Origin of the sequence: Paenibacillus sp. RC334, from assembly GCF_030034735.1 — a bacterium.
GTDB classification, from domain to species: domain Bacteria; phylum Bacillota; class Bacilli; order Paenibacillales; family Paenibacillaceae; genus Paenibacillus; species Paenibacillus terrae_A.
On record NZ_CP125370.1, the window covers coordinates 2,078,287 to 2,090,862 of the forward strand.

The 12,576-nt window shown below is 44.4% G+C and carries 11 protein-coding genes and 2 pseudogenes; 7 read left to right on the plus strand and 6 right to left on the minus strand.

From position 1 onward, the window contains the following. The 4 genes from QMK20_RS09800 (at position 1) to QMK20_RS09815 (ending at position 3,059) form a co-directional block, all read left to right on the plus strand. On the plus strand, positions 1-1,254 hold the full coding sequence (locus tag QMK20_RS09800; RefSeq protein WP_283655562.1) for an MDR family MFS transporter: 1,254 nt from the start codon (positions 1-3) through the stop codon (positions 1,252-1,254). Between the two features lie 20 nt (positions 1,255-1,274). After that, positions 1,275-1,829 carry a nucleotidyltransferase family protein gene (locus tag QMK20_RS09805; RefSeq protein ID WP_283655563.1) on the plus strand — a complete coding sequence of 185 codons (555 nt, stop codon included), beginning with the start codon at positions 1,275-1,277 and terminating at the stop codon, positions 1,827-1,829. Positions 1,830-1,871: 42 nt separating this feature from the next. After that, positions 1,872-2,294: a GNAT family N-acetyltransferase gene (locus QMK20_RS09810; RefSeq protein WP_283655564.1), complete on the plus strand. Its 423-nt coding sequence runs from the start codon at positions 1,872-1,874 to the stop codon at positions 2,292-2,294. Between the two features lie 126 nt (positions 2,295-2,420). Beyond that, complete coding sequence (locus QMK20_RS09815) at positions 2,421-3,059, plus strand: GDSL-type esterase/lipase family protein (RefSeq protein ID WP_283655565.1); 639 nt, start codon at positions 2,421-2,423, stop codon at positions 3,057-3,059. A gap of 93 nt (positions 3,060-3,152) precedes the next feature. Here QMK20_RS09815 and QMK20_RS09820 read toward each other — a convergent pair whose 3' ends face one another. The 5 genes from QMK20_RS09820 to QMK20_RS09840 form a co-directional block, all read right to left on the minus strand. Beyond that, positions 3,153-4,034: a TetR/AcrR family transcriptional regulator gene (locus tag QMK20_RS09820; RefSeq protein WP_283655566.1), complete on the minus strand. Its 882-nt coding sequence runs from the start codon at positions 4,032-4,034 to the stop codon at positions 3,153-3,155. Then, the gene (locus QMK20_RS09825; RefSeq protein ID WP_283655567.1) at positions 4,031-7,111 is read right to left on the minus strand and encodes an efflux RND transporter permease subunit; all 3,081 of its coding nucleotides are present in this window, start codon (positions 7,109-7,111) and stop codon (positions 4,031-4,033) included. Before QMK20_RS09825 ends, QMK20_RS09820 begins: the two co-directional genes overlap by 4 nt. Then, positions 7,108-8,520: an efflux RND transporter periplasmic adaptor subunit gene (locus tag QMK20_RS09830; protein WP_404580039.1), complete on the minus strand. Its 1,413-nt coding sequence runs from the start codon at positions 8,518-8,520 to the stop codon at positions 7,108-7,110. Before QMK20_RS09830 ends, QMK20_RS09825 begins: the two co-directional genes overlap by 4 nt. 221 nt (positions 8,521-8,741) lie before the next feature. After that, positions 8,742-9,419, minus strand: a complete 678-nt coding sequence (locus tag QMK20_RS09835) for a tetratricopeptide repeat protein (protein ID WP_283655569.1) — start codon at positions 9,417-9,419, stop codon at positions 8,742-8,744. Positions 9,420-9,778: 359 nt separating this feature from the next. After that, positions 9,779-9,988, minus strand: coding sequence for an XRE family transcriptional regulator (locus tag QMK20_RS09840; protein WP_283655570.1), 210 nt, complete (start codon positions 9,986-9,988; stop codon positions 9,779-9,781). Positions 9,989-10,268: 280 nt separating this feature from the next. Between QMK20_RS09840 and QMK20_RS09845 the strand changes: the two genes are divergently transcribed. The 3 genes and pseudogenes from QMK20_RS09845 to QMK20_RS09855 all read left to right on the plus strand — a co-directional run. After that, entirely contained in the window at positions 10,269-10,757 is a 489-nt protein-coding gene (locus QMK20_RS09845; protein ID WP_283655571.1) for a helix-turn-helix domain-containing protein, read from the plus strand. 18 nt (positions 10,758-10,775) lie between these two features. Then, positions 10,776-11,585, plus strand: a complete 810-nt coding sequence (locus tag QMK20_RS09850; protein ID WP_283655572.1) for a hypothetical protein — start codon at positions 10,776-10,778, stop codon at positions 11,583-11,585. A gap of 484 nt (positions 11,586-12,069) precedes the next feature. Further along, a pseudogene (locus QMK20_RS09855) lies at positions 12,070-12,147 on the plus strand (YjcZ family sporulation protein); the annotation flags it as partial. 95 nt (positions 12,148-12,242) lie between these two features. On the opposite strand, the pseudogene csaA reads toward QMK20_RS09855, so the two are convergent. Then, positions 12,243-12,576, minus strand: a pseudogene (gene csaA, locus QMK20_RS09860) (chaperone CsaA).

Genomic DNA, 12,576 nt, shown 5'->3' on the forward strand with positions numbered 1-12,576 from the left:
ATGAAAGAACAGTTGCGTTCGATTCACCCACTGGCCTGGACGATTATTGCGGGTACTATATTTGGTCGGATGGCGACATCCATGAGTATCCCGTTTTTGTCCATTTATTTGACCACCCGGTTGGGGGTATCCCCTTTCCATACAGGGATGATCGTATCAGTCAGTTCATTAGTTGGCATTTTTGCCAGCTTTTATGGCGGCTATATTTCCGATCGGATCGGACGGCGTAAAGTGATGCTGGTGTCCATCGCCAGTTGGGCGCTTGTATTCGTGGCTTTTGCGCTGGCTGAAGCGGCTTGGGCCTTTTTTGTCATCAATGCTCTGAATGGTCTGTGCAGATCCTTGTTCGAGCCAACCTCGCGGGCGCTGTTATCAGATGTAACCCCCAAGGAAAAAAGACTGCTCATCTACAATATGAGATATGCGGCGATTAATGTAGGTGTAGTGGCAGGGCCGTTGCTTGGTTTGATGTTAGGATCGGCATCCTCGGGTACACCGTTTATGGTGGCGGCTGGTGTGTATGCGCTGTACGGGGTGTTGCTGTTGATCCAATTTGCTCGGTATGCATCGGATCTGAGTACAGGGACAACGGCGGGAGAGGCTCCACTACGGATGGGTGAGGCGTTCCGTACAGCCAGCCGTGATCCGGTGTTTATGCCGATTTTGCTGGGGACGGTATTTTGCGTCATGGGTTATGCTCATTCCAATTCTACGATGCCTCAATTCTTGTCCTTATCCTTCGAGGAAGGAACCCGATGGTTTACATATATGCTTACAGCCAACGCGGTGTGTGTATTGGCTTTTCAATATCCGCTTGTACGGCTGGCAAGCCGTTTTTCCCCGGTGAATTCCTTGATTGCAGGAAATATATGTATTGCAGTCAGCCTGTTACTGTGCGGTATGTTAAATTCGGGCTGGTTGTTTATACTGGATATGGTGCTGTTTACAGTGGGCGAAGTGCTGTTGTTCACGATGCTGGACGTATTGATTGACCAAATTGCAGATGCTCAATATAAAGGGACCTATTTCGGTACGATTGGCTTTAATAATCTGGGTAGCGTGCTTGCTCCTTTGTTTGGTGGCTGGCTGCTGGATACCTATGGTCAAACAGCGCCGCTTGCCATTTTTGTTCCGGTTGCGCTGTCGGTCGTGATTGGCATTCCATTCCTGCTGGTCGCACGCCGCCGTCTGGCGCAGCGTACAGCCCGGATCGCAGCTCAAGGAGGAGAGTCCGTGCAGCAACTGTCATCATAAAAAAGGGAGCTGAGTGCAGGATGAAGTCGGAAGAAGATGTGCTACGAATCATACAATATATGAATGATCCACAGGTACTGGAAGACTTGCGCTATGTGCGAGAGCTGAGGCTGCCGCAGGGCTGTATTGCCGCAGGCTATGTACGTAATCGGGTGTGGGACAAGCTGCATGGTTATACAACTCCTACGCCTTTGAATGATATAGATGTTATTTATTTTGATCCGAAAAATACGCTGGAGGAACGGGACGAGCACCTTGAGCTGTCCTTGAACCGCAAGCAGGCGGGACGCAACTGGTCTGTCAAAAATCAGGCGCGGATGCATCTTCGCAACGGGACAGCTCCTTATGCTTCGGTAGAGGATGCGATGAGCCGCTGGCCGGAGACGGCTACGGCAGTAGCGATTAGATTGAATGACGAGGATCAAATGGAGGTCGTTTGTCCGCATGGATTAAATGATCTGCTGGATATGCGGGTACGCCAAAGTCCATTGTTCCGCCACACCACGGCCTTTCGTCAGCGTGTATTTGAGAAGCAGTGGCTGGATAACTGGCCGTTGCTTATTTTGGAGAACTAGAGCGTAATCCCCATTTCAGGATATAAGGAGAGACGACGAACGATGTTTAAAAATATAAAAACAGATTCAGATCGTGAGGAGGTGCTGGAGCTGCTAACCTACGCCGTGCTGGATCACCCTGAACGCGGAGAAGCAGCTTTACGTACCTATCAAACCTCGGATGACTGGAAGCTGTTCGGTGTAGAAGATGAAGGACTTGTTGTAGGTATTGTCGGATTTGAGGAGCAGGAGGATGAAACCATCGTAATCCGGCATCTGGCCGTGTTGCCTGAAAACCGTCATAGAGGATATGCCAGAGGTATGCTGCTTACGCTCATACAGGAGCGTAATCCGAAACGGCTTACTGTGGACACCGATGCGGAAGGGGCAGATTTTTTTCGCAACGTGGGCTTTGCTGTATACGGATCGGAGGACTTGTCCGAGGATGGGCAATTTCATTGTGTGTATGAAATGGACGAAGAATAAGCGAATCTCCGGGTCCTGCGTCTCTTTTTTTACATAAGATATGATATGTCGGGAATTGACATCATTCTCATGTAAAAGTTGATGTGCCTTTGGTTGCAAAGGCATTAGCGGGGGAGTTGGGTTCCAATGGGTTACCACTACACGGCTATAGGAGATTCATTAACGACAGGTGCCGGGACGCTGCTGACTGGCGGATTTGTGCCTATCTATCGACGAATGGCGGAAGCACGTCTTCGTACTCCAGTCAGTTACGAGAATTTGGGAATCAACGGACTGACATCGCAGGAACTGCTGTCTTTGATCCGCAACAATCCGCTCTTTCGGTCGGCGTTGAGCGCGGCTGAACTCATAACGGTGACGATTGGCGGGAATGATCTGCGCCCATACGTCAGCGCCCTTGCTGGAGGCTCCGGTTCGTCTGCATCGTCCATTCCGCAAGCGGTGAGCCGCACGAAAGAACATGTACGCCAAATCGTACATGCCCTGTATCAGATAAAGTCCGGCCAGCGTGAGCCATTTATCATTCGAATGGTGGGGTTGTATAATCCTTTGCCGGGCGTGCGGGAGGCGGGGATATATGTGCGCCAATATAACTCATTTCTCGCTACGCTGGGCGGTCCGAATTACCGGGTGGCGAACATTTACCCTGCGTTTGAGGGCAACGAAAGGGAACTGCTCTCGCTGGATCGGGTGCATCCGAACAGTCGCGGCTATCGCGTCATTGCGGAGGAGCTGAATCGGCTTGGATATTCGCCATTACGGTGAGCGTAGAAGGAATTTGCAACAGAAGAAAGAGGTCCATCATGGCTGTGTATCTGACCATAGTGGACCTCTTTATCTTTAGCTAAATTGAACCTTTTAAACTTCCAAAATAGCTTTCAGCTTGGTACAGTCTTCCTGTAACTCGGGTAGCTGCTCCAAAAAAAGGAGGAGTGCTTTAACGTGGGCAGTTTCCACGTTTTGTTCCGAAAGCTCCCCCTGTAGCCTGCTTAGTATTTGCATATGTTCATTCTGGATTGCTTCATCTAATTCGAATTGTTTCAAGACTGCGTCCATGTGTTGAAGCACATGGGCGATTTGTCTTCCTTTGGTCCAGATTTGATCAGAATCTTCATGGAATCCGGAATCGCGGCCCCACATGATTTGATGTTGAACATCAGGGCTCAGCATACTTTGTGCCAGCATATCCGTAATGCTGACGATAAATTCAGCCAGTGTTTGATGTTCCGTCCAGGACAGCTCTGAATCGCTCATTCGGAAGGAATTGATAATAATGCTTTTGACGACAAACCCAATATCGTACGCATAGTCATTTATGGACTCTCCATAAGCATCAATTAAGAAATCAACCATCACGTTAGATAAATGATGTTCAACACGGTCAATAGCTTGTGCGATTTTTTCTTCCTTGGAACCGATTAAAGGGACGGAGTATACCAGCAAATGAACTTTATTCTTATAAATCCGGCCCAGCGCAATCAAATTCAGTTGTCTCAACTTTTCACGGGAAGGTAGCTGGTGCTTCAAATAAAGTTCTTTAATATCTGCATCAAGAAGTTTTTCAATCAGGACGATTGTCCCCAGCAGCAACTCTTCTTTACTTTGAAAGTATTTATAAAAGGAAGCCTTCACCATCCCGCTTTCGCGGGCAATCTCATCGACCGAGGTGGCATCGTAGCCCTTTTCTGAAAACAGGGAAAGGGCGGCATATATAATATCATCGCTCGTTATTTTTTTCATTGTACCCCCAATTTTTTGCTCTGTCTTTTTAATTTCCAGCGGGCAATAACCATATACAGGGACGGAACCACAAACATTGTAAGAATGGTCGAGTACATCAATCCAAACATAATGGTATACGCCAGAGGTCTAAACATAAGTTCCCCAATAAGAGCAATCGGAATCAGACCGACAATGGCTGTCAGCGAAGTAAGCAGTATGGGGCGGAAGCGCGCTTTGGTCGCTGCAATAACCGCCTCTTTCAGTTCCATCCCTTCGCGTCTTGCATCCTCTATAAACTCGATCAGCACAATACCGTTCCGTACGACAATACCAGCCAAGGTCATCAATCCGAGCACCCCCATAAAAGTGACCGGTGTGTTCAGAATGAACAAGCCGAGGAATCCACCCGCAGCCGCCATATACACGGTAGTCAAGATGATAAGTGGGGTTGAGAACGAATAAAATTGCAAAAAGATCAGCATGAAGATTAATAGTATGACGACAACATATAACCATCCTATTTCTGATAAAATGTCATCTTGTCCTGAAATCTCGCCGCCAATTTCCCAAGTGTAGCCTGGAGGAAATTTAATGTCCTGCAATTTAAGCTTGACATCCTTCATGACTTCGGAAGCTGTACGCCCGTGAACTTCAGCTTCAACAGTAATCGAACGCTTTAAATTATAATGGTTAATTTTTTGTGTTGCAAAGGATGGCTTCAACTCAGCCAATTGAGATAAAGGGATTTGAACACCATTGGCATTGGTCACATTCAATTGCTGAAACAAAATTTCAGGATTTTGATCGGTTTGGCTTAGCTTCAGCTTAATATTTATCAAATCTTTCCCCGTATCAAATCGGCTAAAGCTCACGCCATTACCCATTAACAAGAGTGTACGTGTCAGATCATTATTGCTAATCTGATATTGATCCATCGCTTGTTTATTGATTTGGAAATCCAGCGTATAGCCTTCATTTTCCATATTGTCTTGTATGTCCTGTGTTCCTCTGGTAGCCATAATGCCTTCTTTTAACTGCTGTGACAACGAACGCAACTGATCTACATCATTGCCTAAAATCCGAATGGAGATCGGCTTACCGAGAGGCACCCCCACTTTGGCTATTTTCAAGGAAATGGATTGACCCGGATAACGATCCTTTAAGATGGAGGGCCATTTGTCTGCCATTTCATCGGGATCAAATGCACCTTCTTCCCCAACAATAGCAATCTGCCCCACGGTTGTGCCTGTTTTGGCGTCAGCGGTCATATCTTGAAACAACGGGGGGGCGTCGCCGCCAGCCGCATAACTGATCGTTTCCACATGAGGCTGCTGCTTCACCCATTTGGCAATATCCTCGGTGACCCGCTTGGTTTCTTCTATAGAAGTACCTATAGGCATACGCACATTAATGCTTAATTCCGGATCGTTGGTTCTGGGGAACAGGTCGATCGGAATCAGAGCAAGTACACCGTACAGCGTGGTACTAATCAATAATCCTAATGAAGCATACAATGCAGGTCGATTGATGACTTTGGGAATCAGCTCACTGACATATACGTTACGAAGAGCATCAATTTGTTTGCCCAGCAGTCCCGGCGGCTTCATGGTGGAGTTGGGCGTTTTTTGACTTCGTTGTCCATACCATTCTCTAAAGATTGGGATGACGGTAAAGGACATGAGCATGGAAGCCAATAACGTAAAGATAACAGCAAACGGTAATGGTTTTATAAGGGAGCCTGCATCGCCTGATAAAAAGAACAGCGGGGCAAAGGAGGCTACAGTTGCCAGAGTTGCGGTCAAAATGGAAATGGAAACTTCTTTTGTTCCATTTAATGCAGCTATCTTGGGACTCTCACCCAAGGTCATCATCCTGCGCTCAATATTATCATTAACCACCACAGCATCATCGACTAGAATCCCCATTACAATAATTAAGCCAATGACCGTAACCTGATTCAATGTTATTCCGAGCATAGGGAGAATAATGAGACCTATGGCGATTGAAATAGGAATAGCCAGTGCCACAAAAGAGGATGTAATCAGATTCAAGCCCAATGTACATACGATCACAACCGCCGCAATGGCAAACAGCAATTCACGGGTCAAGCCATGAAAAATATGATCAATCCGCTCGGTCTGTGAAAATAACGTATTCAGTTGAAACGTATTAGGCAGATCTGGTTTTAACAACTGCATCTCTTTATTTACTTTGCTATAAATCGTGTCTACGTCAGAGCCGGTATTACCGTTAATCGTCAGTGTAATAGCTGGTTTACCGTTAAAAAAGGCCATATAGCTGCTGGTGTTATGTGTAAGCAATATGGTGCCCACATCACTGAGATACACAGGAGCGCCGCTGTCCGTTCTGGAAATAATGACTTTACTCAAATCCTGAGCATTCTTGGACTGCGTTACATTCATTCGGTACGTACGTTCATTGTAATCCAGATTGCCTATCGGATATTGCTCATTTTCCTTCTGCACTGCACTCATGAGCTGTTCCCAACTGATATGGTACTGCTGTAGCTTTTGAGCATCAATCTGAATTTGAACCTCTTGATCGGGTAATCCCTTAATTGTTACTTCCGATACACCGGGAATGGTTTTTAATTGATCCTTCCACGATTTCACCATATCATTTAGTTGATACAATTGCTCTATAGAGTCCCCCGTGATGGCGTAGGAATGGATAAATACCTTATTCAAATCATCGTTAACGACAGGCTTTTGAGCATCTGTGGGCAGAGAAGACTGGGCATCGTTTATTTTTTTGCGTAATGTATCCCAGGCTTCCTTAGCATTGGCATTGCCTTTGGTCTCAATGATAATCGTCGAAAGTCCATTTTCAGATGTAGAAGAAATCTTTTTAATATGATTGATTTCTTTCATTTTTTGTTCCAAAGGCTTCGTGACCGTTTGTTCTACCTTTTGGGGTGTAGCTCCAGGGTAGAGGGTCGTGACCACAGCGGTTTTCTTGATAATATCCGGCGTTTCCTGCCGGGGAAGTTGAGAGACACTATACAGCCCGGCAACAATCACCATGATAAAAATAAAGAGGGTCAGTTTTTTCTTTCGGATAAAATATGCAATCATTTGCTGGTTCCCTCCGTGACCTGAAGAGGAAGTCCATTATAGATCAGGTTTACTCCGGTCGTAACCACACGATCCCCGACATTCAGCCCCTTGGTAATTTCGAGCTTGTTGTTGGACATTTGACCGACATTCACGACCGTCTTGACCGCCCTGTTGTTCACCACTTTATAAACAAAGGTATCTGTACCGTTATTAATGACAGCCTTGGCCGGGAGCAAAATTTGCTCACTTTGGGTCAATTGGCGGCCTGCCTTTACGACTTGTCCGGGGGCCCAATCATGCTGGATGTTGGGAACCATCACTTCCACGTTGATACTGCCCGTATTGGTGTTGGTGGCCGGATAAATTTTGCTGACCGTTCCTTCTCTGTTCTCATCGTACAGTTGAAGCTGGACTATCTGACCTTGCTTCCAGTTCGTGATTTCATGATCGGGAACAGGGAGCAACACCTTGAGCCTGTCGATTTGTCCGATACGATATACCGGCTGTCCAGCGCTCGCCAATTGTCCGACGGTTGCTTTTTTCTCCAGAATAACGCCGGAAATCGGTGCTTTTAAAGCTGTCTTGGAGAGGGCAAGCTCGGCCTGCTTTTTGGCAATGACCGCTTGCTGGTATGCCGCAGCAGAGTTATCTTTGGAGGCTACGGCCTGTTCCTTCGCGGCGATGGCAGATTCTTTCCCGGCTTGGGCTTGCTGTAAACTGGATGCTGCCGATTGCCGATCTTCTAATGTCGCTCCCTCCTGTATTAAGGAGAGGGCTTCTTGTGCATCCTCCAGGTCCTTGGTGGCATTGGTCAAAGCGAGCTGCGCATTTTCATAATCGTTTTTGGTTGCAGCTCCCTGGTCATATAAGAGCTTGGTGCGTTCAGCGGTAGCCTGTGCTTTAGTCAAAGCGGACTGTGCTCTTTGCACTTTGGTGCGCACCTGCGCTTTTTCTTGTTCACGGGCGCCCTTGTTCACTTTATTCACTCCGGCCTGAGCGGCCATCTTTTTCGCGTCGGCGGATTGAATGGAGGCATCTGCGCTTGAAATGGCGGCTGTAGCATTTTTGATACCTGCTTGTGCTTCAAAAATAGTCGCATTCGCTTGCTCCAGTTGTAGCTGATAGCTGGATGGATCAAGCTTCGTTAATATCTGCCCTTGGGATACGGAGTCTCCCACATTGACAACTGTGTCGCGTATCAGTCCGGATAACTCAAAAGATACAGAGGTATCCTCATAGGGCTGTAGTGTGCCTGAAAGGTCAAAAGAAGCAGACAGCGGCTCTTTTTTAACAACTATCGCTTCCACCTTTTGGTTTTGTTGTTCTGCTGCTTCATGATCACTCGATCCTGTAGATGAGCAAGCTGAGGTGAACAGAAGAATGAATATAGCAGATATGTAGAGACTGTGTTTCAACAAGATGATCATCCTTCCTGATTTGGACTTTATGGTTTATATTTAAACTCATTAGTTCATAAACGGATTATAGGGTCTGATCTGTGGCATGTCAATAACTGTTATGAAAAAACATTCCAAATTCAGGTATCAAAAAAAGCCGATTCAGGCGAGTGGAGGTGCAGGGTGGACAAGCATAAAAACGACCTTTCTCAAAGGATGAGAAAGGTCGTTAAGAAAAAAATATAAGCTCGTCAGCCGATTAATTTACGGAATAAGCTGCGTACAGCCCACTTGCGCTCACTTCGTTTGCGGTATTTGGGCAGAGAACGATAGACGGCAATCGACTGGTTAAAGGCTGCCGTGGCCTCATCCTTGCGTTCCAGCATCCGGTACATCAAGCCTGTCAGATAATAGCCTTCGCTGGAAGAGGACTGAATTTCCTGAAATTGCTGAAGATAGTGAAGCGACTTATTTACATCACGTTCCTTGAAAGCTGCGGCTAAATGCAAATAGGGTTCGCCGTATTGTACCCGCGGGTTAATGTCCAGTGCTTTCAGCAAATGCGGTTCTCCATCTTCGATGTGCCCCGTATGTACCTCAGCCGTTCCCCGTGCGTTCCAATAATCTGCGGAATCCTCATAGCGGGACTGGATGTCCAGCAGCAGCTCCAAAGCCTGATGGTATTTCTTGCTCTCGATCCAAATACGAGCCAAATCGAACTTGGCAGCCACATCGTTGGCATTTAAAGCGATCTGTTGACGCAGCCGGGCAGCATTGCGCCTTCTTTTCCATGGCTTGCTGATGCTGGGCAATACACCGACAAAGCTGCGATCCAATATATAGATCACAATCAGCAGTACGAGCAACGCCAGAAACGGGTTGCCGAGCAAGCTCCATAATAGAGAGAAAATTAAAAATTTCCCGATCATTCTGCTCCCATCCTCCTGTACATGTAACTATCCATACTTTCCACATTATAGCATATGGTTATCTCAAGGGTCATTAGCATGGCGAGGTTGTGAAGGAGTGTAAAACAGGCAGTGTGAAGTAGTGTGTTCATTTATGATGTTCGATGTACATTCTTACCAGAAAGGCAACTTTGGAACGGTGGTAGCTCTCTAACTTGGTAGGGTACTTGTACGTGCTTTTGAGATAACAGTGGGCACAAATGAATGCACCTTTGGACATAATGATAGATTCTGTCGAATGGCAGAGTACACAACGTTCAGGCTTATGCTTGTAAAAATGTCGCATGTTCAAAGTCTCCCCTCATATGTACGATAGGTTTCTATGACTCGTCCTGAATGCCAAGTAATTGGGATACTATTTTCCTGTGTCGTTTGGCTTTTCTTGTACCGTGAATGAGATTCGACAGACGAGAAGGCGGAATTTGGTACGTCTCACAAAACGTTTTCTGATCCAGTTGCCTTTCCACAAGCTTCTGCTTGATCGTCCATCCGAAGGGCGTTACAGGGTGTTTTTTATTATTGTCCAACATGATTCACCTTCTCTATATTAAGGATTGAAAAATTAGTAAGTGTATAAAATGAGCTATCTGCTATGATGTTGAATTTACTAATTTATTTACATTTTAAGCGTACAATAAAATACCATAATTTCTTCTTCACACTAAAAATGTAAAAAGAAATTTGATTTGTATATTATTTATATCCATTCTGAAGCAGTTGTATAATCAGGATATTATATGAAAAAAGTAGTGATCTAGTATATGAGGGTGAGTAGCAGTATGACAAGTTCTGATGATTGGAGGAAGGTTTATGGAATATGCAGTTGAAATCCGTACAGAGATACGGAAGTGTATGCAAAAGAAGGGATATAACTTATCAAATTTTGCGAAAGCATCAACTATTACATCCAGTCATCTCAGTTCGTTGCTTAGTGAAAGACCTAGTCGACCATTATCGGTTCATCAACTGGATCGAATTAACTTTACTCTAAATAATCCGGAAGGTTGTTTTTATGAGTTGTATGTAGATGAATGTTTTTTGTCAGGAAAACCACATCGTAGTCGTGTGAAGCCTTTTTTGTTACGTTGCGCGGAGTTGGACAAAAAGAATTGTATTGAGCAAGTATTATCTCGTATGATGGAGGATTTAAATTATATTTCTTTGGTGTTTGAAGTTGCAGAGGAATTGCACACCAAAGGAAACATTCATAAGTCGCTTGTGTTTTTTGAATGTGTAGCAGAACATGAGAGATATCAGCACTCCGAGCGTTTGGCAATCAGCCAATATCGGCTGTTTTGAGCACCATTGGGAAAGGATTTGGCAAAGAACAGAGATGCGGTAACCCGATTTTCACCTTTTCGTAATCGTTTACCTGTGAATTATCAGTTGGATGGACTAATACAATTGGGCAATGCATATTTTACATTGCATGACTGGATGCGATTGGGAGAAAGCGCAGATAATCTAATCATATTAGCTAAGGTTGCTTATCAAGAACAGCAACAAAGAAAAACAGGTAGAGGTAAAAAGCCCCTTTTAAAAACAGAACGAAATCTAGTTGTTTATTATGGCCAAGGTTATCTGATGAAGGCAACTGCTTGTGAGAAGCAAGGTTTGTATGAAGAAGGAAAGAATGATGTAGAGAATTTCAAAATGTTTGCTGTCGCTAACTCCTACACTCTTGATATGCTTATGGGACATGCAGACATGTTAGAGGAATATACACAGTATCTATTCGACCATCCAGAAGAAATTCTAACTGGTTTGGCAGTCATTACAGAAGCCGCTAATAAGTATGGATTTGCGATTGAAGATACACTTACTAAATTATCTAACAAAATGGTAAAACTAGAACAACGAGACGAGAATATCTATAATCACTGGCGCTTGAATTTTCACTATCAACTTGCTATTTATCTGTTACGCAAAGGACGGATTGAAGATGTAGCAGTTAATATTTTGAAAATGTTGGAAACATCCGTCCTGCTTAACAATAGCAGTCTGTTTATTCAGGGAATCTCTCTTTTCGAATCTTGTAAAGATCAAGTTGGTGATTTCCAACGAAACGATTGTTGCTTGGACTTGATAAAACAAAATCACACTTTTCGGAGATCATATAGAGTATAACTCACATAAACTACATAATTACATCTGAACCTTGCCACTTGCGGCAGGGGCTTTCTGCTTTCGTATTATTTAATCGTAGCAACATTGTTCATTCAGTGATTTTCTGTTAAATGATACAAACTGGTGCTTTCGACAAGGGGAAAAAGGTTTATTCAAGCAATCACATTGAGCGATATAAAAGAGATATCAGGATAAAATATGGATATACGTCATTTCAACCTTCTGATAACATGGTGTACATCCTACTTTATAGTAAGCGTGGACCTATGGAGCGAGTATTAGTTCCACCTGACAAACTGTTACAGATACCTGAGGTTAACAGAATTTTTTAATTGAAGTAATTTCCGTTTAGCCTTGTCAAATTTATTGAATGACACATACGGTATACAGTATCTTAAAAAAAGGAGGAGTTCATGTGAGTGGATGTGTTGGAGGAGCTGAGCGTAGGGAAGAGCGTAGGGAAGAGCGTAGGGAAAACTGTTTTGGTGCTTTCACATCGCCAGCAGCAATTTTGGTGCTCTTTATTCTGTTGGTTATCATCACTAAAGCCTGTTGGGTTTAATTTTTAAAGCAATGTCACGGTAATGCCCAATCATTGTTTCGGTATAAAAGGCTCTATCGGTATGTAACCGGTAGAGCCTTTGTAATGTTTACCTGTCACCCAATAGGTGTTCCATCAGGTAGTTTAATATCTGGTTTCAATAGAACCACATCCCCCTTTTCGGGTATTCCTCCAAGGACTAATACCTCTGAATTAAAGCCTGCTATCCGTCGGGGAGGAAAGTTGACTACACCTATTATTTGTCCCCCCTATAATATCTTCAGCGACATATCTTTTTGTAATTTGTGCACTAGATGTTTTTATTCCAATATCTTGTCCAAAATCAATCTCAAGTTTAATAGCAGGTATTTTTGCTTCTGCGAAAAACTCAGCTTTAATAATTGTTCCAACACGAATATCCAGTTTCAAAAAATCGTCAATCGTTGTCAT